The organism is Paraburkholderia tropica, assembly GCF_014171495.1.
GTDB classification, from domain to species: Bacteria; Pseudomonadota; Gammaproteobacteria; order Burkholderiales; family Burkholderiaceae; genus Paraburkholderia; species Paraburkholderia tropica.
Genome location: NZ_CP049135.1, coordinates 1289241 through 1313971 on the forward strand (window position 1 = coordinate 1289241; position 24731 = coordinate 1313971).

Consider the following 24731-nt stretch of genomic DNA (forward strand, 5'->3'; position numbering starts at 1 on the left):
CCGTTTTTTTTTGCGCGACGAAGGTGCAACGCAAGCGCCCTCAAGCGTCCGGCGCGCCCTTCTTCAGACACGCGATACGGTACACGCCGTCTTCGGCTTCCACGCCGTGCGTATCGTGCGCGAAGCCCGGAAACCGCCGGTCGAACGCTTCGAGCGCCTTCAGATAGCCGAGGAACGGCCCATCGGCGTCGCCGGCATTTTCGCCGGGCATCAGCAGCGGAATGCCGGGCGGATACGGCACCACGCCGGTCGCCACCGTGCGTCCTTCCATGCGCGCGAGTTCGAGCGTTTCGATGTCGTTGTGGACGAGCCGCTCGTACGCTTCGGCGGGACTGCAATCGGGATGCGGCAGCGTGGAAAACGCCTGCGCGAGCAGCTCGGTCGTGCGCAGATCGCGCATCGCCGCGAACATGCGGTCGCACAGTTCGCGCAGCCCGATGCCCGCATAGCGCTGCGGATGCTGTTCGACGAGTTCGGGCAGCACGTGTTCGAGCGGCGCGTTCGCGTCGTAGTCGCGCTTGAAGTCGAGCAGCGTGTTCACAAGCGTGCCCCACTTGCCTTTGGTCACGCCGATCGAAAACAGGAACAGGATCGTGAAGTCCGCGGTCTTTTCGACCACCACGCCCTGGCGATCCAGATACGCCGTCACCACGCTGGCCGGAATGCCCACCGGCAACAGCCCGCCGTGCGGCGCCACGCCCGGCGTCACGATCGACACCTTGATCGGATCGAGCATGCAGTAGCCGTCCTCGATGCGGCCGAAACCGTGCCAGTCGTCCTCCGGATGCAGCACCCAGCACGACGGGTCCTGCAACAGCAGCGCTTCGGGCGCGTCGTGAAAGGCGTAGCGGCGCGCGCTCTGCCGGTCCACCACGGAGCCGGGCTGCCAGACGTGGAAGAACCAGTCGTCGCGATCGTCGAAACCGGCGGCGAGACGCGCGAGCATCTGACGAAAGCCGATCGCCTCGCGCATCGCGTCGGTCGTCAGCGCGATGCCGCCGGGGCCGTCCATCATCGCGGCGCTCACGTCGTTCGACGCGATGATCGCGTATTGCGGCGAGGTCGACGCGTGCATCATGAACGATTCGTTGAAGCGCGCGTGGCCAATCGCGCTGCGCCCGTTGCGCACGTGAATGAACGAGGCCTGCGAGAGCGCGGCGAGCAGCTTGTGCGTCGATTGCGTGGCGAACACGGTCGGGCGGCTCGCGTCGTGCTCGGCGGGGTCGCCGTGCATCGCGTAGCGCTCGCGATAAAGCGGATTGAAACGCGCGTAGCCGTACCACGCTTCGTCGAAATGCAGGCGGTCCACGCTCTCGCCGAGCAGCGCTTCCACGCGCGCGACGTTGTAGCAGAGGCCGTCGTAAGTCGAGTTGGTGATGAGCGCGTGCACCGGCTTCGGCTTCACCTCGGGGCGCCCCTTCACCAGCGGATTCTGCTCGATGGCGAGCCGTATCGCCGCTTTCGTGAGCCGCTCGGGCATGATCGGCCCGATGATGCCGTAACGGTTGCGCGACGGCACGAGATACGTGGGAATCGCGCCCGCGAGCGTCATCGCGTGCTCGACGGACTTGTGGCAGTTGCGGTCGCACAGCGCGACTTCGTTGCGCGTCACGCTCGCCATCACGATCACGCGGTTCGAGGTCGACGAGCCGTTGGTCACGTGATAGCTGCGATGCGCGCCGAACACGCGCGCGGCGTACTTCTCGCTCGCGCCGATCGGCCCGCTGTGATCGAGCAGCGAACCCAGTTCGCCCACCGAGATCGACAGGTCGGAGCGAAACAACTGCTCGCCGAAGAACTCGAAGAACGCGCGCCCGACCGTCGACTTGAGGAAGGCCGTGCCGCCCGTGTGGCCGGGCGTGTGCCACGAATATTCATAGACGCGCGAGAAGCGCGCGAGCGCGCCGAACATCGGCGGCAGCACGGTTTCGCGGTAACGCTCGATGGCCGCGACGACGCGCCCGCCGATGAACGACGTGGTGTCCTCGAGCATCCAGATGAAGTCGTCGGCCTGGCGCATCGCTTCGACGGGCACGCCGGCCGCGCTCGTGCGATCCGCGAGCAGGAACACGGGCAGCGTCGCGTTGCGCGCGCGCAGCGCGTCGAGCACCGTGCGCGCGGCGGCGTGCGCGCTGGCGTGCGAACCGGCGTCGGCGTCGCCGGCGGCCGTGCCGAGTTCCCAGTCGAGCAGCAGACACTGCACGCCCGGATCGGCGCCGATCACGGCGACGGCGTCGTCGGCGCTCGCGGCCGTCACCACGTCGACGAGACGCTCGCGCAGTTCCTCGATCAGCGCGCGCGCGGCGCGGCCGTTGGCCGTGGCGGCCTCGATCTGCGGATGGACGAAGAGCGCGCGCATGCCGAGGCGGCGCGACGCGTGTAGCGGGGTCACAGTGCTCATGAAGCATTCTCCGAGTTCGTGGAAGGCGTGGCGGGCGTGGCGGACGGCGTCGGCGACGCGGCTGGCGCAACCGTCGCCACCGGCGCGCTCGCGACGCCCGGCAGCGGCACGCGCGGCCGCAGCGTGAGGCCGCGATCGCGGCCCACCGACATCCAGAAGGTCGCGACGAGCGCCACCACGGCGACGCCGAACGACATGTAACGCACCCAGCCGGGCACGCGCCCGCCGGGATGCAGATGCTTTTCAGTGATCTCGCGCTGGCGATTCAGCGACAACTCGTAGAACACCACCGTCGCGATCACGAAGATCAGCGACCAGCGCGTCTGCTGGCCGTCCGAGCCGACCATCGCCCAGAGCGCGTAGACCGCGCCGATCAGCCCGACGACCGTGTAGAACGAGAACTGATGCGGCGACATCTTCCCGTAGCCGAGCACCTTGATCGCGATGCACGAATAGATGTACGGCAGCAGCGTCATGATCACGGCGATCGACGCGATCTTGCCGAACTGCTCGCTCGCGTTCGGCGACATGGTCGCGAGCACCTGCACGGTCATGATCGTCGCGACGATGGCGAGCCCCGCCGAGGGCACGTTCTTCGCATTCACGCGGGCGAAGACGTTGCCGAACAGACCGTCGTCGGCGGCCGCTTTCGCGGTCTGGCCGACCAGCAGCGTCCAGCCGCCGAGCGAGCCGAGGCAGCCGAGCGCCGCGCACAGCGCGACCGCGTTCGCCGCCGTGCTGCCGAGCGCGACGCGTGCGGCGTCCGCGAACGGCGCGTTCGAGGCGATCAGCGCCTTGTTCGGGATCATCCCCATGATGACGGTCGAGCTGAGCACGTAGCACACGGCCGCGATCACCACGCCGCCCACGGTCGCGATCGGCACGTTGCGCTGCGGATTGGCCACCACGGCCGTGGACACCGAGGCGCTTTCCACGCCGATGAACGCCCACAGCGTGAAGTTCAGCGTCGAGCCGATCGCGCTGAACGCGTTGCCGCCGCTCACGTTCCAGCCCGACATGTAGACCGCGCCGCTGAACCAGAACCAGCCGAACACCGCCATGCCGACGATCGGAATCAGCGCGACGATCGTCGTGACCGACTGCACGCGCGCGACCACCTGCGGCCCGAGAATGTTCGCGTAGGTCAGCAGCCAGATCACGAAGATCTGCGCGGCGGCGAACGTGAGCGGGTCGCGCAGCGAAGGAAAAAAGTGCGTGAGATAGCCGAGGCCCGCGACCGCGAGCCCGGTGTTGCCGAGCACGTTGGCGAGCCAGTAGATCAGGTTGGTCTGGTAGCCGACGTAGTTGCCGAACGATTTGCGCGCGTAGGCATAGGGGCCGCCCGCGAGCGGCTCGATGGCGGCCAGTTTGGCGAACACGAGCCCGAGCGACACCGCGCCCACCACCGTGATCAGCCAGCCGAAAATGGAAATGCCGCCCGTGGCGGCGAGATTGGCGGGCAGCATGAAGACGCCCGAGCCCATCATGTTGCCGGCCACCATGAGCGTGGCGGCCACGACGCCGATCTTCGGCGCCCCCTTGCCCTCCGCATCGCGCTCATTGCCGCTCGCGGCGCCGCCCTGTGTGAGGGCGGTGCCGGAAGGTGTCGCATCAGACATGCGCTCTCCCGAACAGGTGTGATGCAGCCGTGTGGGCTGCGATGACAACCTGGCGAGACGCGTCGGCGCGACGCCTCGCCGCCTGTGCGAAACCGCCGGATTACGGCTTCGAACAGGTAGGAAGAATAGTCTGACGAAGAAGGAAAACAGAGCGATTCAGGTCAGGAATCGCGTGCATTACGCGACTTCCTGCCTTAAATCAATTCATCCCAATTTTGTCCGGCGTAGCGCGGAACGCCGCGAGCGACGGCGAACGCACGGCGCGTTCTAGCGTGCGTTCACGGTGCGCGGGGCCGCGTGACTACTTGCCGAGTTCGTGCCCGATCACGCCGCCCGCGACCGCACCGCCGACCGTGCCGACGGCACTGCCGTTCGTCGCCTTGTTGCCGACATAGCCGCCCGCGGCCGCGCCGCCGAGCGTGCAGGCGCTGCTGCCGAGCGCCATGAGAACGAGGAGCGCGAGCGCCGCGCCGCTGCGAGAAAGCCGCTTCATCGTCATCTCCTGATCGATGCTGACGGCTATCGGTCAGCAAACCGCGTGCCGCATTCGCAGGCTGAATCGTCCCGGAGCGCGACCGTCAGCCGTGATGCAGATGCAGCAGGATCAGCGTGAGCGTGACGAGCGAGCCGAGCGTCGAATGCAGGATCGTGCGCCCGGTCACGTGCGCCTCGCGCTTGTAATACTCCGCGAGCATGAACGGACCCGTGCCGGTCGGCAGCGCGGCGAGCAGCACGGCCGTCTCCACCAGTTGCGGCGAAAGGCCGAACACGCGGTCGGCGAGCAGCCACGTGAGCGCGGGCTGCGCCACCAGCTTCGAGAGCGTGAGCCACCACGACGACTCCTTCGGCGCATCGCTTTTCGCGCGGCGCTCGGCAAGGAACAGGCCGAGGCTCACCAGCGCGCACGGGCTCGCCGCGCCGCCGAGCAGCTTGAGGAAGGTTTCGGCGCTCGCGGGCATCGTCACGTGCAGGCCGGACATCAGCGCGCCCAGCGCGGGCGCGACCAGCAGCGGATTGCGCATGAGCGAGCGCACCACCTTGATCAGCAGACGGTGCGGACGGCGCTCGCTTTGCAGCCCCGTTTCGATCAGCACGATGGCGATGGCGAACAGCACGCACACCACGAGGATCGTCGCGATGGTAGTGGGCGTGAGGCTCGACGGCCCGAACGCGATCATGCAGAGCGGAAAGCCCACGTAACCGGTGTTCGGATAGGCGGCGGCGAGGCCGTCGATACTCGCGTCGGCGAGCGGGCGGCCGAGGAACAGGCGCACCGCGACCACGCCCGCGAACACCGCGAGGCCCGCGATGCCGAACGCGGCCACGAACCCCGGCTGGAAGAGTTCATGCCAGGTGGCGTGCGCGAGGATGTCGAACAGCAGCGCGGGCAGCGCAAGCCAGACGACGAAGCGGTTCAGTTCGGAGGCGGCGGCGGGGCCGAGCACGCCGAAGCGGCGGCAGGCGAAGCCCGCGAAGATGAGGCCAAAGACGGGCAGCAGGATGGAAACAGCGGAGAGCATCGGAGTTCGCTAAATGGAGCGGCAAAAAGCATCGCGCGCGGACCGGGCCGCGCGCACGACGGGGTGAAACGGAAAAAGAAGCGGCGAGACGGGTTCAGTGCATCGGCAAATCCGTCTCAGTCCATGGCCGCGTGGTTCGCCTCGGCGGCGCCCGCGGCGTGCGAGGAAGGCCGGATGAACACCAGCAGCGGAATCACCAGCAGCGTGGCGACGAACATCATCTTGAAGTCGTTCAGATACGCAATCATGGTCGCCTGCTGCGTGATCGACTGGTTCAGCACCGCGAGATCGTAGCGCGATCCGGCTTCGAGCATCGGCTGCACCGCGGGGTTGAACGGCGTGATGTTGGCGGCGAGATCCGAATGCGCGACCTGCGTGCCGCGCGTGACGAAAGTCTGCACGATCGAGATGCCGATACTGCTGCCGATGTTGCGCATCAGGCTGTACGTGGCCGTGCCGTCGGCGCGCAGTTGCGGCGTGAGCGTGGAGAACGTGAGCGCCGACAGCGGCACGAACACGAAGCCGAGACCGAAGCCCTGCACCACGCCGGGCCAGACGATATCGGACGCGGACAGCACGATGGTGTACTGCATCATCTGCCAGAGCGCATACGCCGACACCACGAAGCCGAACAGCAGCATCGCGCGCGCGTCGACGTGCTTGAGCATGCGCCCCGCGATCAGCATGGCGATCATCGTGCCCGCGCCGCTCGGTGCGGTGACGAGGCCGGTGGTGGCGACCGGATAGCCCATCAGGTTCTGCAGCATCGGCGGCAGCAGCGCGCGCGTGGCGTAGAGCACCGCGCCGATCACGAAAATGAAGAACGTGCCGGTGGCGAAATTGCGGTCCTTGAGCAACTGGTAGCGGAAGAACGTCGTCGGCCCGGACGACGCCGTATGCACGATGAAGAACGCGAACGCCAGCACCGCGAGCAGCGCCTCGATGCGGATCTCCAGCGAGCCGAACCAGTCGAGTTGCTCGCCGCGGTCGAGCATCGCCTGCAATGCGCCGATGGCGAGCGCGAGCGTGGCGAAGCCGAACAGATCGAAGCGCGATTCGCGCAGCGGCTCGCGCGCGGGCAGGAAGGTCGAGACGCCGAACAGCGCGAACGCGCCGATCGGCACGTTGATGAAGAACACCCAGCGCCAGTTGTAGCTGTCCGTGAGCCAGCCGCCGAGCGTGGGCCCGAGCACCGGCCCGACCATCACGCCCATGCCCCACACGGCCATGGCCTGGCCCTGGCGCTCGCGCGGATTGATGTCGAGAAGAATCGACTGCGAAAGCGGCACGAGCGACGCGCCGAAAATGCCCTGCAACAGGCGCGAAAGCACGATTTCGCCGAGCGTTTCCGAGAACCCGCACAGCGCCGACGCCAGCGTGAAGCCCGCGATCGCCACGCCCAGCAGCTTCTTCACGCCGTACCGGTCGGCGAGCCAGCCCGTGAGCGGCGTGGCGATGGCCGCCGCCACGATGTACGACGTGAGCACCCACGTGATCTCGTCCTGCGAGGCCGAGAGCGTGCCCTGCATATGTGGCAGCGCGACGTTGGCGATCGTGCTGTCGAGCGTCTGCATCAGCGTCGCCAGCATGATCGAGAGCGTGATCATGCCGCGATTCAATGGCGCTTCCGTATGGGGCGCGTCCTTGCGCGGCGCGTCGTCGTGCGGCGGCGCCGGACGCGACGCGGCGGCGCCGTCCTGCGTAACAGCGGTCATCGTGAGCCGTTCGGGTGCGTGGGTGAGCGGGTACGTAAGCGGTCGGGTCAGGTCGAACAGAAATAATAAGCCTGCTTATTATACGAATCCGAAACGCCGGCGCAATCGGGAACAATAGTGACGGGCGCGGATAAAGAGGGTCGATGCACGTCGTGGGCGGCGTGGGTGCGCCTCGCCCGCGCCGGCCGCCGCGCGCGGGGCTGCCCACGGCGCGCCCGTATAATCGCGCCATGACTACCGACACTACCGACCTCGAAAAACGCTTTGGCTTCTTGATCGTCGATGTGGGCCGGCTGTACGGCAAACGTTACGACGAGCTGGCGAAGTCGTCGCTCGATCTCACGCGCGCGCAGTGCCGCATGATCGCGTACCTCGCGCACTATGGCGCGATGAATCAGGCGAGTCTGGCGGAGCAGCTGGAAGTGGCGCCCATTTCGGCGGGCCGATTGCTGGAACGCATGGAAGAAGCGGGCTGGGTCGTGCGCACGCCCAATCCCGACGATCGCCGCGAATTGCTCGCGAGCCTCACGCCCAAAGCGGAAGGCGTGCTGTCCGCCGCGCGCCGCGTGGGCGACGAAGTGCAGGACGAAGCCCTGGCGGGCTTCACACCCGAAGAAGCGGAGCAGTTCAGCAACATGCTCCAGCGCGTGCGGGGCAATCTGAGCGCATTGGTCGAGCGCTAGACGCTCCCGACAGGTCTCACAACCCTCAGCGCCCCGCGATTTTGCGCTGCCGCCACAGGCACAGCAGATCGCACGCGAGATGCGCGGCGGCGAGCGCCGTGATCTCGCTCTGATCGTAGGCGGGCGCGACCTCCACTACATCCGCGCCCACGAGATTCAGCGCCTCCAGGCCGCGCACGATCGCCAGCGCCTGCGCCGACGACAGCCCGCCCGCCACCGGCGTGCCCGTGCCCGGCGCGAACGCCGGATCGAGACAATCGATATCGAAGGTCAGATACGCGGGCCGCTCGCCCACGATCTCCAGAATGCGTTCGCGCGCCGCGCGCGGACCGTGCTCGTGCACCCACGCGGCGTCGAGCACGTTGATGCCGAGAAAGTCGTCGTTCCACGTGCGAATGCCCACTTGCACCGAAGTCTGCGGATCGATCAGCCCTTCTTTCACGGCCTTGTAGAACATCGTGCCGTGATTGAGGCTGTCGGGCGCGTCGTCGGGCCAGGTGTCGCAATGCGCGTCGAAGTGAATCAGCGACAGCGGCTTGCCGTACTTTTCCGCATGCGCGATCAGCAGCGGATACGTGATGAAGTGATCGCCGCCGAACGTGAGCATCTTCGCGCCCGAGCGCAGGATCGCGCGCGCATGCTCGACGATGGCGGGTTTGATGGTCAGCGGATTGTGCGCGTCGAACCAGCAGTCGCCGTAATCGGTCACGGCCAGCGTCTCGAACGGATCGAAACCCCACGGATACGGATGCAGTTCCGCCAGTTGCACGCTCGCCGCGCGCACCGCCGCCGGACCGAGCCGCGCGCCCGAGCGGAACGTCGTGGCCAGATCGAGCGGCACGCCGCTGATCGCCACGTCCACGCCGTCGAGATCGCGCGTGTACTTGCGGCGCATGAACGACAGCACGCCCGCATAGGTGTTTTCGATCGAAGAACCGTGCAGCGAGTCGCGGCGAATGGCGCCGTCACCGTGGAGCGTGGCCGTCATGCAATGCCCTTGTCGTGGAGCCGAGAATGAAGAACGCGGCGGCGCGCGCCGCCGCGCTCACGCTTGACGCAGACGCTTAACGCAGTCGCACGAGCGTGGACTTCAGCTCGGTGTACTTCTCCAGCGCATGCAGCGACTTGTCGCGTCCGTTGCCCGACTCCTTGAAGCCGCCGAACGGGAAGTTCATGTCGCCGCCTTCGTCATAGCAGTTCACCCACACCGTACCCGCGCGCAGGCGTCGTGCGATCTCGTGCGCGTTCGTGAGATTCGCAGTCCACACGGCGGCCGCGAGGCCGTAGTCGCTGTCGTTGGCGATACGCACGGCTTCGTCGATCGTACTGAACGTAATCACCGACAACACCGGCCCGAAGATTTCCTCACGCGCGATACGCGCGTCGTGATGCGTGTCGAACACGGTCGGCTCCACATAGAAGCCGCCGCTCGACTCGTTCACGCGCTCGCCGCCGTAGAGCAGCTTCGAGTCCTTGCGGCCCGCTTCGATATAGCTCAGCACGCGATCGAGCTGAATCTTGTCGACGATCGCGCCCATCGACACGTCCGGGTCGAGAGGATTGCCAGGCTTGTACGACTTCGCCGCTTCCACGAGCTTCGCGAGGAACACGTCCTTGATATCGCGATGCACGAGCAGACGCGAACCCGCCGTACACATCTCGCCCATGTTGTAGAAGATCGCGCCCGCCGCCGCGTTGGCCGCGCGGTCGAGATCGGGGCAATCGGGCAGCACGATGTTCGGCGACTTGCCGCCCAGTTCGAGCCACACGCGCTTGAGATTCGACTGGCCCGCGTACTGCATGATCTGCTTGCCGACGTTGGTGGAACCGGTGAACGCAATGCAGTCCACGTCGCGATGCAGGCCGAGCAGCTTGCCCGGTTCGCCGCCGCCCGGCAGCACGTTGAACACGCCCGCCGGGATGCCCGCTTCGTGCGCGAGTTGCGCCACGCGAATGGCCGTGAGCGGCGATTTTTCCGAAGGCTTGAGCACCACGCTGTTGCCCGCCGCGAGCGCCGGGCCGAATTTCCACGACGCCATCAGGATCGGGAAATTCCACGGCACCACGGCCGCCACCACGCCGATCGGCTCGCGCGTGACGAGGCCGACGAGATGATGATCGGCGGGCACGACTTCGCCGCCCACCTTGTCGATGGCTTCGGCGAACCACTCCACGCAATAGGCGGCGCCCGGCACGTCCACCGTGGTGGTGTCGCCGATCGGCTTGCCCGCGTCGAGCGTTTCGAGCAGCGCGAGTTCGTCCTGGTGCTCGCGCATCAGCGCCGCCCAGCGCTGCAGCACGGCCTTGCGCGCGCGCGGATTGAGCCCGGCCCACACGCCTTCGTCGAAAGCGCGGCGCGCGGCCGCCACCGCCGCGTCGACATCGGCGGCGCCGCAGTCGGCCACGCTCGCGAGCACGCGGCCGTCGATCGGGCTCACGCAGTCGAAGCTGCGTCCCGAGTACGCGTCGCGATACGCGCCGTCGATAAATGCCCGGCCTTCGATCGACAGCGTCGCGGCCTTGTCCTGCCAGTAAGCGAGAGTTTTCTTTTCCATCAGGATGCCTCAATAAATGACGATTCGCCCGGCATGCCACGCATCGTGTGACGCGTGCGGCAGCGGGCGCATCGGTTTCGCGCGATCAGAACGTGGGCGGCGAATTCGCCGACACCACTTCGCAGACGTCGGTCGCGCTGGGATTGCGAAATCGGTGCGGAAGGCGGCTTTCGAAGTAATAACTGTCGCCGGGGTCGAGCAGCCACGTCGTGCCGTCGACGGTCAGTTCGATCTGGCCGTTGACCACGACGCCGCCCTCGTGCCCGGCGTGAACCAGCATTTCAGGTCCGGTATCCGCGAGCGGTTGATACACCTCGCGCAGAATGCCCATGTTGCGGTCCTTCACGTTCGCGCCCGCCAGATAGAACTCGATGGACGCGTTGCCGAGATTGGGCATCTCGTCGCGCCGCGACACCACGCTCGCGCCCTCGTTCAGATCGAAGGTGAAGAACTCCGCGAGGCTCATCGGAATGCATTCGAGCAGCTTCTTGAGCGATCCGACTGAGGGACTGACACGACTTTGCTCGATCAGCGAAATCGCGCCGTTCGTCACACCCGCGCGTTTGGCGAGTTCGCGCTGCGACAACCCATAGCGCTTGCGCACATAACGCAGGCGCGTGGCGACTTCGGTGGAAACGGATGCGGACTCGGTCACGTCGAAAACCGGTTTGGGTCAGAGAACGCGCATGAGACACGGCAGCGCGGCGCGATAAACGTGTTGAATATTCTAATCAGTTTGCTTTTTTTTGCGTCAGTACAAACCCCTGTAAGTAATTCGAAATATAACGACAGTGCGGCATATTTCGCACTCCGCTGTGTTTACGGGCGTCTTGGGGAAAGTGCTGACATAAAAAACGTAAAAAAATAATTGACGGCCTTTTTGGCTCGTATATGCTGAAACACAGGTCGATCGAACGATGATTCACGCATCACATCGCACCGCAACACGCGAACAATGCGCATTACATCGAACGGCACCTATGTTCCGGTTCACGAAGCGCATTTTGCATACCGCGCGGTGCGAACCAGACAACTGACCAACAAACCCCAGTCGAGTGTAATTGTGAGAGTCCGTGGCCCTCTGGTGAGATGGGATCGAAGTCATGCGAGGTGTCTTCGCAGTGACTGCGCCGCCATCGCCGACGGCTGTAGCGGCAGGCTTGCCTCTCGCCTGCTTCTCTCCGTCTTCACAATCCTTTCCCGCCGGTCCGTCCGGCGCCATAACGCCGTTTCCGCACGCGCCTTTATCGCCGTCCACACGGACGAGGTCGCGTCGCTGCTGCCCTAGCGCCTCTCCTTCCTGCGCCGTTCGTTTTCATCGCCGTGTTGTGCATGCGAGGACGTCTGTCGTGCATGCGCGGTGTGCCTGCGCACGTCTGAATACCGTCGCGCCGCATAACGGCAGAAAACGAACCGCCTACATGATCTCCACGCGCAGCGCGATGCGTTAGCGTCGCTCAATTCTGCGCGAACCCGTTTGCAGCCGTGCATGCCGTGCGGTTGCAAGGTCATGTTACGCCTGTTGCGCCTGTGCATTACGTTTGCAAACGCGCATCAGGAAGAAGAAGTGAACCATTAGTCATGCGAACCAAACCTTTGATTGGCGTTACCGCCGATCGCACGATGATGGGACCGCACGCGTCGCACGTGGCCGGCGAGAAGTACATCGCCGCTGCCGTGGATGGCGCCGGGGCGCTCGCGTTCGTGCTGCCCGCGCTCGGCGAGCGTCAGGCGGCGGCGGACATTCTGGATGCCGTGGACGGACTGCTCTTCACGGGCAGTTACTCGAACGTCGAGCCGCATCGCTACGGCGGCCCGGCGAGCGCCGCGGGCACGCTGCACGATCCGGCGCGCGACGCTACCACCTTGCCGCTGCTGCGCGCCGCCATCGAGGCGGGCGTGCCGGTGCTGGCGATCTGCCGCGGCTTCCAGGAGATGAACGTGGTGTTCGGCGGCACGCTGCATCAGGAAGTGCATGCCGTCGACGGACTGCACGACCATCGCGAGAACAAGGCCGATCCGCTCGATACGCAATATGGTCCGGCGCACACGATCGCGCTCGTCGAAGGCGGGCTGCTGCGCGAGATCGCAGGCGGCGCGCACGAGGCCAGCGTGAATTCGCTGCACGGGCAAGGTATCGACACGCTCGGCCACGGACTCGTTGCTAACGCAACGGCCCCCGACGGTCTCATCGAAGCGATCAGTGTGGCGAACGCGCGCGCCTTCGCGCTCGGCGTGCAGTGGCACCCCGAGTGGCAGCACGCGCAGAACGCCTTGTCCAGCGCCATCTTCCGCGCCTTCGGCGAGGCTTGCCGCGCACGCATGCTGGCCCGAATACCGGGCGGCGCCGCGCATCAGCCCGCACGCGCCCACGCCGCGCACGTCTGAGCCCGGCCCTGAACAGAACAGAGAGAACGAACATGCACGACATCGACGAATTCCTGAAGAAACATCACATCACCGAAATCGAAGCGATCATCCCCGACATGGCGGGTATCGCGCGCGGCAAGATCATTCCGCGCAGCAAGTTCGAATCCGGCGAATCCATGCGCCTGCCGCAAGCCGTGATGATCCAGACCGTGACCGGCGACTATCCGGAAGACGGCACGCTCACCGGCGTCACCGACCCCGACATGGTCTGCGTGCCCGACGCCTCGACCATCCGCATCATTCCGTGGGCCGTCGATCCCACCGCGCAGGTCATTCACGATTGCGTGCATTTCGACGGCTCGCCCGTCGAAATCTCGCCGCGCCGCGTGCTGCGCCGCGTGCTCGAACTCTATGACGCGAAGGGCTGGAAGCCCATCATCGCGCCGGAACTGGAGTTCTATCTCGTCGACATGAACAAGGACCCGGACATGCCGCTCACGCCGCCGATCGGCCGCACGGGCCGTCCGGAAACGGGCCGCCAGGCGTATTCGATCGAAGCCGTGAACGAATTCGATCCGCTGTTCGAAGACATCTACGAGTACTGCGACGTGCAGGATCTCGAAGTCGATACGCTGATTCACGAAGTCGGCGCGGCGCAGATGGAAATCAACTTCATGCACGGCGAGCCGCTCGGTCTCGCGGACCGCGTGTTCCTCTTCAAGCGCACCGTGCGCGAAGCCGCGCTGCGTCACCATATGTACGCCACCTTCATGGCGAAGCCGATGGAGAACGAGCCGGGTTCGGCCATGCACATCCATCAGAGCCTCGTGTCGGCGGAAAGCGGCCAGAACCTGTTCACGGGCGCGGACGGCAAGCCCACCGACATGTTCCATGCGTACATCGCGGGCCTGCAGAAGTACACGCCGGCGCTGATGCCGATCTTCGCGCCGTACATCAATTCGTATCGCCGGCTGTCGCGCTTCATGGCCGCGCCGATCAACGTGGCATGGGGCTACGACAACCGCACCGTGGGCTTCCGCGTGCCGTATTCGTCGCCGGCCGCGCGCCGCGTGGAGAATCGCATTCCGGGCGTCGATACGAATCCGTACCTCGCCATCGCCGCGACGCTCGCGGCCGGTTATCTGGGCATGACGCAGCACCTCAAGCCCACCGAGCCGCTCGTGAGCGACGGCTACTCGCTGCCCTACCAGTTGCCGCGCAATCTGGAAGAAGGCCTCACGCTGATGGGCGCGAGCGAGCCGCTGATGGGCATCCTCGGCGAGAAGTTCGTGCGCGCGTATCTCGCGCTCAAGGAAACCGAATACGAAGCGTATTTCCGCGTGATCAGTTCGTGGGAACGCAAGCACCTGCTGCTGCACGTGTAACGAGAAAGGAGACATTGCAATGAGCTATCGAATCGACGCCCCCGCCAGCGCGCTCCAGGAAGCGCCGACGACGCTGCGCGCACAAGCCGCGCAAGGCGCACGCACGACCGCTGAATATCGCGCGCTGGACGCCGCGCATCACATCCATCCGTTTTCGGACATGGGCTCGCTGAACAAGGCCGGCAGCCGCGTGATCGTGAAGGCCAAGGGCGTGTATCTGTGGGACTCGGACGGCAACCAGATCATCGACGGCATGGCCGGTCTGTGGTGCGTGAACGTAGGCTATGGCCGCAAGGAACTCGCGGACGCCGCCTACGAGCAGATGCTGCAACTGCCGTTCTACAACACGTTCTTCAAGACCACGCATCCGCCGGTGATCGAACTCTCGGCGCTGCTCGCCGAGGTCTCGCCGGAACCGTTCAACCACTTCTTCTATTGCAACAGCGGCTCGGAAGGCAACGACACCGTGCTGCGCATCGTGCATCAGTACTGGCTCACGCAGGGCAAGCCGTCGAAGAAGGTCGTGATCTCGCGCCGCAACGCGTATCACGGTTCGACCATCGCGGGCGGCACGCTCGGCGGCATGGGCTATATGCACGAGCAGATGCCTTCGAAGGTCGAAAACATCGTCCATATCGATCAACCGTATTTCTACGGCGAAGCCGAGGGCAACATGACGCCCGAGGAATTCGGCCTCGCGCGCGCCCAGCAGCTCGAAGCGAAGATTCTCGAAGTAGGCGCGGAGAACGTGGCCGCCTTCATCGGCGAGCCGTTCCAGGGCGCGGGCGGCGTGATCTTCCCGGCGTCGACCTACTGGCCGGAAATCCAGCGCATCTGCCGCAAGTACGACATTCTGCTGTGCGCCGACGAAGTGATCGGCGGTTTCGGCCGCACGGGCGAATGGTTCGCGCATCAGCACTTCGGTTTCGAGCCGGACCTCATCACGATGGCCAAGGGCCTCACGAGCGGTTATGTGCCGATGGGCGCGGTGGGCCTTCACGACCGCGTGGCCAAGGCGCTGATCGAGAACGGCGACTTCAATCACGGCCTCACGTACTCGGGTCATCCGGTGGCCGCCGCCGTGGCCGTCGCGAACCTGAAGCTGCTGCGCGACGAGAAGATCGTCGAGCGCGTGAAGACCGATACGGGTCCGTACTTCCAGCAGCAGTTGCGCGAGACCTTCGCGAATCATCCGATCGTCGGCGACATTTCGGGCGCGGGTCTGGTGGCCGGTCTGCAACTCGCCGAAGACCCGAAGACGCGCAAGCGCTTCGCGAACGGCGGCGACGTGGGCACGATCTGCCGCGACTTCTGCTTCAACGGCAACCTCATCATGCGCGCCACCGGCGACCGCATGCTGCTCTCGCCGCCGCTCGTCATCACGCGCGGCGAGATCGACGAAATCGTGTCGAAGGCGAAGAAGGCCGTCGACGCCACCGCGCAGCAACTGGGATTTTCGTAACGCAGTCACCACCGGGCCGGCGGCGCACAACGGGGTGCGGGCGCCGCCCGCCAACCTTCATCACCTGGGGAAATCAACATGAGTGTCAGACATCTTCGTCATGCCGTCGCACTGGCCGCGCTCGCCGTCTGCGCGGGTCTCACGGCAACTTCGAGCCAGCCGGCTCGCGCCGCGGACGACACACTGAACGTCTACAACTGGTCCGACTACATCGCGAAAGACACGATCCCGAACTTCGAAAAGCAGACGGGCATTCACGTCAAGTACGACAACTACGATAGCGACGACACCTTGCAGGCCAAGCTGCTCGCGGGCAGCTCGGGTTACGACATCGTCGTGCCCACGTCGAACTACATGGCCAAGCAGATTCAGGCCGGCGTGTACCAGAAGCTCGACAAGTCGAAGCTCCCCAATCTCTCGAACCTCGATCCGGTGCTCATGCACATGATCGCGGACGCCGATCCGGGCAATCAGTACGGCGTGCCCTGGGCCTACGGCACCGACGGCATCGGCTACAACCAGGAAGCCGTCGAGAAGGCGCTCGGCACGAGCGCGCCCGTCGACAGCTGGTCGCTGATTTTCGATCCGGCCAATCTGTCGAAGCTCAAGGGCTGCGGCGTGTCGTTCCTCGACCAGGCCGCCGACGTGTTCGCCGCCACGCTGCAATACATGGGCAAGAATCCGAACAGCACGAATCCGGCCGACTATCAGGCCGCTTTCGAAACGCTGAAGAAAGTCCGCCCGTACATCACGCAGTTCAATTCGTCGGGCTACATCAACGACCTCGTGAACAACGACATCTGCGTGGCCTTCGCCTGGTCGGGCGACGTGGGCATCGCGCATCGCCGCGCCGAGGAAGCCAAGCGTTCGTATCACATCAAGTTCGGCAACCCGAAGGAAGGCGGCCTGCTGTGGTTCGACGTGATGGTGATCCCGAAGGATGCACCGCACCCCGAAGCCGCGCTCAAGTGGATCAACTACATCCAGGATCCGAAGGTCAACGCGGCGATCACCAACGAAGTGTTCTATCCGACCGCCAACAAGGCCGCGCGCCAGTTCGTGACGCCTTCGGTGGCGCAGGACCCGACCGTGTATCCGGGCGACGAAGTCCTCAAGAAGATGACGCTGATGAAGCCGATGCCGGCCGAAATCCTGCGCCTCGAAAACCGCCTGTGGTCGCAGTTGAAGACGGGCCACTAAGCGCATAACAGGAGAAGGAAGGAGACACCGCGCGGTAGAGGGATCGCTCGACCCCTCGCCGCCACCAGGCAAGTCCGCTGTTCGAAGTCCGGCTGTGCGCGTCGCCCCCTTTCCCCGGCAACGCGCCAGCCTCCACCGAGCTCCGTTCGCAGTACTGACGTCCGCGAGTCGCCTTGTGCGCCCCGTGCGGGGCGACTCGCGCCCGCGATTTGCAGAACCGCCGCGAGGCAGCAGGCAAACAGGCAAACCGCGCGACGACGCGCAGTGCCGCGATCAGAAAGGAAACCGTTACATCATGAATTCGACGTCCAAAGTCCACGCCTCCGAAGCCGCGCAACCGGGCGCGCAGGCCACCTCCCGCGACGCTTTCGTGCGTATCGAAAACGTCGTCAAGAAGTTCGGCGACAGCGTCGCCGTGAACAACGTCAGCCTGAACATCGCGAAGAATGAACTGTTCGCGCTGCTCGGCAGTTCGGGCTGCGGCAAGTCCACGCTGCTGCGCATGCTCGCCGGGCTGGAAACGGCCACCTCGGGCAAGATCTTCGTCGATGGCGAGGACCTCGCGGCGCTGCCGCCCTATCGCCGTCCGGTCAACATGATGTTCCAGTCGTATGCGCTCTTTCCGCATATGAGCGTGGAATCGAATGTTGCGTTCGGCCTCAAGCAGGAAGGGGTGCCGAAGAACGAAATCCGGGAACGCGTGGCCGACGCGCTCAATCTCGTGCAGATGAGCCGCTACGCGAAGCGCAAGCCGCATCAGCTCTCGGGCGGCCAGCAGCAGCGCGTCGCGCTCGCGCGTTCGCTCGTCAAGCGCCCCAAGCTGCTGCTGCTCGACGAACCGATGTCGGCGCTCGATAAAAAGATCCGCCAGAAGACCCAGCTCGAACTCGTGAACATCATCGAGAAGGTCGACGTCACCTGCGTGATGGTCACGCACGATCAGGAAGAAGCGATGACGATGGCCAATCGTCTCGCGGTCATGAGCGAAGGCCGCATCGTGCAGATCGGCTCGCCCAACGAAGTCTACGAATTCCCCAACAGCCGCTTCTCGGCCGAGTTCATCGGCTCGACCAATCTGTTCGAAGGCAAGGTGGTCGAAGACGAGCCCGATCACATCTACGTCGAAAGCGAAGACCTCGAAACGCGCATGTACGTGAGCCACGGCGTGACCGGCCCGCTCGGCATGCCGGTCGGCATTTCGGTGCGCCCCGAGCGCGTGCGCGTAACGCGCGAGAAGCCGGGCACGCAGACGAACTGGGCGCGCGGCGTCGTGACGGACGTGGCCTACATGGGCAGCTATTCGCTCTATCACGTGCGCCTGCCCGGCGGCAAGGTGGTGGTGTCGAACCTGTCCAGCTCGCATCTGATGAACGAAGGCGCGCCGGCCTGGAACGACGACGTGTATGTGTCGTGGTCGCCCGCCAGCGGCGTCGTGCTCACGCAATAACGGAGATGCCGACATGAGTACGTCCCTGCCCTCCACGCCCTCCGTGCCGTCGCGCAGCAACGCGCCGCGCGGCATGCTCGCGCGCGTGTTCTCGCGCGTCGTGCCCTCGGGCCGCACCACGGTGATCGGCGTGCCGTTCCTGTGGCTCGCGCTGTTCTTCGCGCTGCCCTTCGTGCTGGTGCTCAAGATCAGCTTCGCCGACCAGGTCATGGGCATTCCGCCCTACTCGAACCTCGTCGAGATGAAAGACGGCATGGTGCATCTGGCCTTGCAGCTTTCGCACTATGCGTTCCTGCTGCAGGACAGCCTGTATATCGCCACCTACATCAGTTCGCTGAAGATGGCGGCGGTCTCGACGATCTTCTGCCTGTTGATCGGCTATCCGATCGCCTACTACATCGCCCGCTCGAATCCGGCCACGCGCAACGTGCTGATGATGGCCGTGATGCTGCCGTTCTGGACCTCGTTCCTGATTCGCGTCTACGCGTGGATCGGCATTCTCAAGGACGACGGCCTGCTCAATCACGCGCTGATCGCCATCGGCCTGATTCACTCGCCGCTGCGGCTCTATCACAGCGACGCGGGCGTCTATATCGGCATGGTCTATTCGTATCTGCCGTTCATGGTGATGCCGCTCTACGCGCACCTCGTGAAGATGGACCTCACGCTGCTCGAAGCTGCGTACGACCTCGGCGCGAAGCCGTGGGTCGCGTTCACGCGGATCACGTTGCCGCTCTCGAAGAACGGGATCATCGCGGGCAGCCTGCTCGTGTTCATTCCGGCGGTCGGCGAATACGTGATTCCCGAACTGCTCGGCGGCGCCGACACGCTGATGATCGGCCGCGTCATGTGGGACGAGTTCTTCAACAACATGGACTGGCCGATGGCATCCGCCGTCACGGTCGCGATGGTGCTGCTGCTGCTCGTGCCGATGGCCGTGTTCCAGTACTACCAGGTCAAGGAACTGGAGGAAGGCAAATGATCAAGCCCAATCGCACGCTCTCGACCAGCGTTCTCACTGTCGGCTTTCTGTTCCTCTATATCCCGATCATCAGCCTCGTCGTGTACTCGTTCAACGAGTCGAAGCTCGTGACGGTGTGGTCCGGCTTCTCGCTCAAGTGGTACGCGGCGCTGCTGCAGGACGACGAGTTGCTGAGCGCCGCCTGGCTTTCGCTGAAGATCGGCCTGATGACGGCGTTCGCCTCGGTGGTGATCGGCACGTGGGCAGGCTTCGTGCTCGCGCGCATGGGCCGCTTCCGCGGCTTCACGCTCTACACCGGCATGATCAACGCGCCGCTCGTGATTCCCGAAGTGATCCAGGGCATCTCGCTGCTGCTGCTGTTCGTGGCGCTCCAGCAGATGATCGGCTGGCCCGCCGGGCGCGGCATCCTCACGATCTGGATCGGCCACGTGATGCTCTGCGTGTCGTACGTCGCGATCATCGTGCAGTCGCGCGTGAAGGAGATGAACAAGTCGCTCGAAGAGGCCGCGCTCGATCTCGGCGCCACGCCGCTGAAGGTGTTCTTCGTCGTCACGCTGCCGCTGATCTCGCAGGCGCTGCTCTCCGGCTGGCTGCTCTCGTTCACGCTCTCGATCGACGACCTCGTGCTCTCCGCGTTCCTCTCCGGTCCCGGCTCGACCACGCTGCCGCTCGTCGTGTTCTCGCGCGTGCGTCTCGGCCTGAATCCGGAAATGAACGCGCTCGCCACGCTCTTCATCACGGCCGTGACGATCGGCGTGATCGCGGTGAATCAGTTGATGAGCGCACGCGAGAAGAAGCGTCTGCGCGATCTGCAGATGGCCTTCACGCAGCCCGATCCCGCCGAAACCGCCAGCGCCGCTTCACCGGCCGGCGCGGTCGGCGCACCGATCGGACGGCGCGCGGCCTGAACCGTTTTTTGAAGCAAGTCGTAAAAGCCGCCCGTAGAGAACCTCGCGCGGAACCTGAGAGTTCGACAACAAGACGGCGCGCCTCGCGCGCGCCGCGTGCAACGGCCCGCCGCAAAAAAAGCAAGAACGCCTCGAAGTGTTTGCAATAACGACCCAATAAGGAGAATTGTCGATGAAGAAGAAGTTAATCTGTCTGCTGGTGGCCGGGGCACTGCCGGGGCTCGCTTTCGCGGACTCGACCAGCGATCAGATCAAGGCCCTCCAGGCACAGTTGAATGCCCTGCAAAAAGAGGTGAAATCGCTCAAGAGCGAAATCGCCAGTTCGAAGAGCACGGCGAAGGCGTCGTCGAAGACGGCCACGGCTTCCGCGGGCGGCGCGGCAGCGGGCACGGCAGGCGCCACGGCCAGCACGGCGGAAGCCGCGCCGGTCGACATCAGCTCGCCCGACTACGGCAAGGCGCCCGCTCACCTGACCAACGACGACGTCGACTCGATGAAGCAGCAGATCGCGAGCCAGCAGTTGAAGGTCGATTCGCTCAGCGACGCGGCCAGCACCGGACCGATCGCGGGCCTCTCGATCACCGGCTATATCGACCCGTCGTACATCTACAACCGCGCGCCGGGCACTTCGTCGTTCCTGTTCGCGAATCACGAAAGCTCGTACAACTACTTCAACAGTACGTTCGGCGATCTCTACCTCGACATCAAGAAGACCTTCGGTGTCGGCCCGATGGCGCCGTCCGCCGAAATCACGCTCATGCCGAACCGCGGCAACGGCATCACGCTGCTCGCGAACGAACACGGCGACATCGGCAACAACATCCTGAACACGGCCGTGGTGACGGTGCCGATCACGGCCACGCAGACCTTCGTCGCCGGTCTGATGCCGAGCTTCGGCGGCTACGAGGTGCAGCAGTCGAACCAGATGCTGACCCTCACGCACAACCTGCTGTACGACTTCTCGGATCCGGGCAGCTACGTGGGCGTGGGCTGGAACTACACGCCGGACGGCAGCCAGTGGGCCTTCAAGTTCATCCTCGGCAACGAGCAGTACCGCACCTACGGCGCGGTCACGCAGACGGGCACGAACGCGCTGGGCGACCCGATCACGACGAGCAACAAGATCCCGACCTTCACGGCGCGCGCGGACTACACGATGTCGAGCGCGCTCGATATCGGCGGTTCGTTCAACATTGGCCGCCAGACGCTGTCGAGCGCGACCAATGCGGACGGTCAGGTGGTCTACGGTCCGGGCGGCCAGGCGTCGAGCTCGGGCGGCTACTTCTTCTTCGGCGAAGTCGACGCGACCTACTCGCTCGCGGACATCCAGTACAACGCCGAAGTCGATTACGGCCAGCAGCAGCGCGCCGCGTTCAACGGCGGCAACGCGCAGTGGTACGGCCTCTCGCTGCTCGCGCACCGCAAGTTCAACGCGCCGGTCGTGGGCCGCATGGGCGTGACCGCGCGTTACGACCTGCTCGTCGACAGCAAGAACGGCGGCGGCGGCGGCGGCGTGGCGCTCAACGGCAATGGCATGGACCCGTACAACGGCTTCGGCATCGGCGCGGACTGCCTCGCGAACTCGCAGGCGGGCGGCGGTTACGGCTTCGAGTGCAAGGGCGCGGTACGCCAGGACGTCGCGCTCGACCTGCTGTTCTACCCGACGCAGCAGATCACCGTGAAGGTCGAATATCGCCACGACTGGGCCTCGCAGAAGGTGTTCCTGCGCAACGACGGCTCGTACAGCAAGAGCAACGACTTGCTGGGCGCGCAGTTCATCTACGCGTTCTGACGCGTATGCGGCGGGCAGCGGGCCTCGCGCCTGCGCCCGCCGTTTTTTTCGCACGCATTTCCTATGCTCAAATTCGCCAATCAGTCTCATGCGCCGTCGTGGTATGCGGCCACCGCCAACGACGCCACCGGCCATCCGTCCTTGCAAGGCACGCTCGACGCCGATGTCTGCGTGATCGGCGCGGGCCTCACGGGCGTCTCCACGGCGCTCAATCTCGCGGAACGCGGCTATCGCGTCGCGCTGCTCGAAGCCTCGAAAGTCGGATGGGCCGCGAGCGGGCGCAACGGCGGCCAGTTGATCGGCGGCTTCGCCTGCGGCATCGACACGTTCGCGCAGTTCATGAACGAAGGCGAAGTCAAACAGATGTGGGACATGGGCCTCGAAACGCTCGACATCGTGAAGTCGCGCGTGGCGAAGCACAACATCGACTGCGCGCTTACGGAAGGGTATTTCACCGCCGCGAACAAGGCGCGCGACGTCGACGAACTCAAGCGCTGGCGCGACGACGCCGCGCGACGCTTCGGCTACGACCGCTTCCGTTACGTGGAGGCCGACGGCGTGGGCCGTTTCGTGCAATCGGGCCGCTATCCGGGCGGCCTTTACGATCCGGACAGCGGCCATCTGCATCCGCTCAACTACACGCTCGGCCTCGCGCGCGCGGCTCGCGAAGCGGGCGTGCAGATCTTCGAAGACAGCGCCGTCATGCGCATTCGCGACGAAGCGGGCGCGCACGTGATCGAGACCGCACAAGGCCAGGTGCGCGCGAAGTTCGTCGTGCTCGCCTGCAATACGTATCTGGGCGCGCTGGCGCCGGCGCTCGCGCGCAAGATCATGCCGGTCGGCACCTACGTGATCGCCACGGAACCGCTCGGCGAGGCGCGCATGCGATCGCTGATGCCCGCGCAGGCCGCCGTGTGCGACAGCCGCTTCGTGCTCGACTACTTCCGCCCCGCGCCCGACACGCGGCTGCTGTGGGGCGGCAAGGTGAGCTATTCGACCTTCGCGCCGCCGAATCTCGGCGAAGCGATGCGCCGCGACATGCTCAAGACCTTCCCGCAACTCGCCGATGTGAAGGTCGATTACGCGTGGGGCGGCTACGTCGACATCACCATGAATCGCGCGCCGCATTTTGGCCGCGTCTCGCCCACGGTATATTTCGCGCAGGGGTTTTCCGGGCACGGCGTGAACACCACGGGTCTCGCGGGTCAGCTGATCGCCGAGGCGATTCACGGCCAGGCCGCGCGCTTCGATCTGTTCGGCAAGATCCGTCACCGCGACTTTCCTGGCGGCGCCGCCCTGCGGACCCCGGCCCTCGTGCTCGCGATGGCCTGGTATCGAATGAAGGACCTGCTTTGATGGATCTGAACCGATGAAACTCGACCTCGACGCCCAGGCGGACGTGCTCGCCCGCCACTCGTACTACGAAGCCTCCGTCACGCGCCCCGCCGCCGACGACCCGGTGCTCGAAGGCGCGCTCGACGCCGACGTCTGCGTGATCGGCGCGGGCTTCGCGGGCCTCTCGGTCGCGCTCGAATGCCGCACGCGCGGCCTCTCCGTCGTGGTGCTCGACGCGCATCGTCCCGGCTGGGGCGCATCGGGCCGCAACGGCGGGCAGACGCTCGTCGGCTTCGCGAAGGACGAAGTGCTCGAACAGCAACTCGGTCCGCAAGGCATGCGCGCCGCGTGGGCGCTCTCGATCCAGGGCGTGGAACTCGTGAAGGAGCGCATCGCGCGCTACGGCATCGACTGCGATTTCACCTCGGGCTACGTGACGGTCGCGACCAAACCGAAGCGCGTGCCGAGCCTGCGTTCGTGGATGGACGCGGCGCGTGCGCGCTGGGGCTACGACAAGCTCGAATGGCTCGACACCGACGCCACGCGCGCGCGCGTGAATTCGCAGCGCTATCTCGCGGGCGTCTACGATCCGCTTTCAGGGCATCTGCATCCGCTCAAATACTGCCTCGGTCTCGCCGATGCCGCGCGCAAGGAAGGCGCGCAACTGTACGCGCATTCGCGCGTCACCTCGGTCGTGCGCGGTGCGCGGCCCGTGGTGAAGACCGCGCGCGGCGAAGTGCGCTGCCGCTTCGTGGTGTCGTGCTGCAACGCCGCACCGGGCGGCGTGCTGCCCGCGCCCGTGGAAGCGCGCATCGCGCCGATCGCCTCGTACATCATCGCGACCGCGCCGCTTGGGCGCGCGCGCGCCGACGCGCTGATTCCGGGCCGCGCCGCCATTTGCGACAACAACTTCTTCCTCGACTACTTCCGTCTCTCCGCCGACGACCGCCTGCTGTTCGGCGGCCGCGCGGATTCGACCGGCGCCGCGCCCGCGCAGCTCACCGAAGCGATGAAGGCGCGCATGACCGGCGTGTTCCCGCAGCTCGAAGGCGTGCAGGTGGAGTATGCGTGGGGCGGTTTCGTCGACGTCACGCGCAACCGCGCGCCCGACTTCGGCGCTGTCGATCCGAACTGGTTCTACGTGCAGGGCTTTTCGGGGCACGGCGTGGCGCTCACGGGCATCGCCGGACGCGTGGTTTCGCAGGCCATCGCGGGCGAGCGCGCCGCGTTCGATCTGTTCGCGCAGCTGCGCCACGCGCGTTTTCCGCTTGGCCCCGCGTGGCGTCGTCCCGCGCTCGAAATCGGCATGTTCTATCACCGCATCATGGAGATGTTTTGAGCGTGTCCCGCCTCGCGG

General features: G+C 65.4%; 20 protein-coding genes. 12 read left to right on the top strand and 8 right to left on the bottom strand.

Translation table 11 applies throughout. From position 1 onward, the window contains the following. Positions 1-40 precede the first annotated feature (40 nt). The 5 genes from G5S35_RS20560 to G5S35_RS20580 all read right to left on the bottom strand — a co-directional run bounded on the left by G5S35_RS20560 (position 41) and on the right by G5S35_RS20580 (position 7147). Entirely contained in the window at positions 41-2401 is a 2361-nt protein-coding gene (locus tag G5S35_RS20560) for an Orn/Lys/Arg family decarboxylase (protein WP_183038923.1), read from the bottom strand. Continuing rightward, entirely contained in the window at positions 2398-4020 is a 1623-nt protein-coding gene (adiC, locus tag G5S35_RS20565; protein WP_183038924.1) for an arginine/agmatine antiporter, read from the bottom strand. The genes G5S35_RS20560 and adiC overlap by 4 nt, the downstream gene beginning before the upstream one ends. Before the next feature lie 301 nt (positions 4021-4321). Then, complete coding sequence (locus G5S35_RS20570) at positions 4322-4519, bottom strand: glycine zipper 2TM domain-containing protein (protein WP_065057560.1); 198 nt, start codon at positions 4517-4519, stop codon at positions 4322-4324. 79 nt (positions 4520-4598) lie between these two features. After that, positions 4599-5540, bottom strand: coding sequence for an AEC family transporter (locus G5S35_RS20575; RefSeq protein ID WP_110325882.1), 942 nt, complete (start codon positions 5538-5540; stop codon positions 4599-4601). A gap of 116 nt (positions 5541-5656) precedes the next feature. Beyond that, on the bottom strand, positions 5657-7147 hold the full coding sequence (locus G5S35_RS20580; protein ID WP_065057715.1) for a DHA2 family efflux MFS transporter permease subunit: 1491 nt from the start codon (positions 7145-7147) through the stop codon (positions 5657-5659). 338 nt (positions 7148-7485) lie between these two features. On the opposite strand from G5S35_RS20580, the gene G5S35_RS20585 reads away from it, so the two are divergent. Next, positions 7486-7938, top strand: a complete 453-nt coding sequence (locus G5S35_RS20585) for a MarR family winged helix-turn-helix transcriptional regulator (protein ID WP_074981386.1) — start codon at positions 7486-7488, stop codon at positions 7936-7938. A 25-nt stretch (positions 7939-7963) separates the two neighbouring features. On the opposite strand, the gene speB is transcribed toward G5S35_RS20585, so the two are convergent. From speB to G5S35_RS20600, 3 genes are all read right to left on the bottom strand, one after another. Further along, complete coding sequence (speB, locus tag G5S35_RS20590; RefSeq protein ID WP_183038925.1) at positions 7964-8926, bottom strand: agmatinase; 963 nt, start codon at positions 8924-8926, stop codon at positions 7964-7966. Between the two features lie 76 nt (positions 8927-9002). Continuing rightward, positions 9003-10493, bottom strand: coding sequence for an aldehyde dehydrogenase (locus G5S35_RS20595; protein ID WP_065066068.1), 1491 nt, complete (start codon positions 10491-10493; stop codon positions 9003-9005). A gap of 85 nt (positions 10494-10578) precedes the next feature. Then, positions 10579-11148, bottom strand: a complete 570-nt coding sequence (locus G5S35_RS20600) for a cupin domain-containing protein (protein WP_065066067.1) — start codon at positions 11146-11148, stop codon at positions 10579-10581. Between the two features lie 408 nt (positions 11149-11556). Here G5S35_RS20600 and G5S35_RS39520 point away from each other — a divergent pair, with 408 nt between their 5' ends. The 11 genes from G5S35_RS39520 to G5S35_RS20650 all read left to right on the top strand — a co-directional run bounded on the left by G5S35_RS39520 (position 11557) and on the right by G5S35_RS20650 (position 24713). Further along, positions 11557-11781: a hypothetical protein gene (locus tag G5S35_RS39520; RefSeq protein WP_231957831.1), complete on the top strand. Its 225-nt coding sequence runs from the start codon at positions 11557-11559 to the stop codon at positions 11779-11781. 293 nt (positions 11782-12074) lie between these two features. Next, positions 12075-12881 carry a gamma-glutamyl-gamma-aminobutyrate hydrolase family protein gene (locus G5S35_RS20605; RefSeq protein ID WP_183038926.1) on the top strand — a complete coding sequence of 269 codons (807 nt, stop codon included), beginning with the start codon at positions 12075-12077 and terminating at the stop codon, positions 12879-12881. Positions 12882-12913: 32 nt separating this feature from the next. Further along, complete coding sequence (locus G5S35_RS20610) at positions 12914-14248, top strand: glutamine synthetase family protein (RefSeq protein WP_065066065.1); 1335 nt, start codon at positions 12914-12916, stop codon at positions 14246-14248. A gap of 19 nt (positions 14249-14267) precedes the next feature. Next, entirely contained in the window at positions 14268-15710 is a 1443-nt protein-coding gene (locus tag G5S35_RS20615; protein WP_074981195.1) for an aspartate aminotransferase family protein, read from the top strand. A 78-nt stretch (positions 15711-15788) separates the two neighbouring features. Next, positions 15789-16910, top strand: a complete 1122-nt coding sequence (locus G5S35_RS20620; RefSeq protein WP_074981194.1) for a polyamine ABC transporter substrate-binding protein — start codon at positions 15789-15791, stop codon at positions 16908-16910. 295 nt (positions 16911-17205) lie between these two features. Beyond that, positions 17206-18357 carry an ABC transporter ATP-binding protein gene (locus G5S35_RS20625; protein ID WP_074981192.1) on the top strand — a complete coding sequence of 384 codons (1152 nt, stop codon included), beginning with the start codon at positions 17206-17208 and terminating at the stop codon, positions 18355-18357. Between the two features lie 73 nt (positions 18358-18430). Next, positions 18431-19339, top strand: coding sequence for an ABC transporter permease subunit (locus G5S35_RS20630; protein ID WP_408591924.1), 909 nt, complete (start codon positions 18431-18433; stop codon positions 19337-19339). After that, a complete protein-coding gene (locus G5S35_RS20635; RefSeq protein WP_183038928.1) occupies positions 19336-20247 on the top strand; it encodes an ABC transporter permease subunit in 912 nt (303 codons plus the stop codon). Before G5S35_RS20630 ends, G5S35_RS20635 begins: the two co-directional genes overlap by 4 nt. Positions 20248-20419: 172 nt before the next feature. Continuing rightward, a complete protein-coding gene (locus tag G5S35_RS20640) occupies positions 20420-22039 on the top strand; it encodes a DUF3138 family protein (RefSeq protein ID WP_065061616.1) in 1620 nt (539 codons plus the stop codon). A gap of 63 nt (positions 22040-22102) precedes the next feature. Continuing rightward, positions 22103-23395 (top strand): NAD(P)/FAD-dependent oxidoreductase, encoded by a 1293-nt coding sequence (locus tag G5S35_RS20645; RefSeq protein ID WP_183038929.1) that lies wholly within the window; start codon positions 22103-22105, stop codon positions 23393-23395. Positions 23396-23408: 13 nt separating this feature from the next. Further along, on the top strand, positions 23409-24713 hold the full coding sequence (locus tag G5S35_RS20650; protein ID WP_074981188.1) for an NAD(P)/FAD-dependent oxidoreductase: 1305 nt from the start codon (positions 23409-23411) through the stop codon (positions 24711-24713). Positions 24714-24731: the final 18 nt, after the last annotated feature.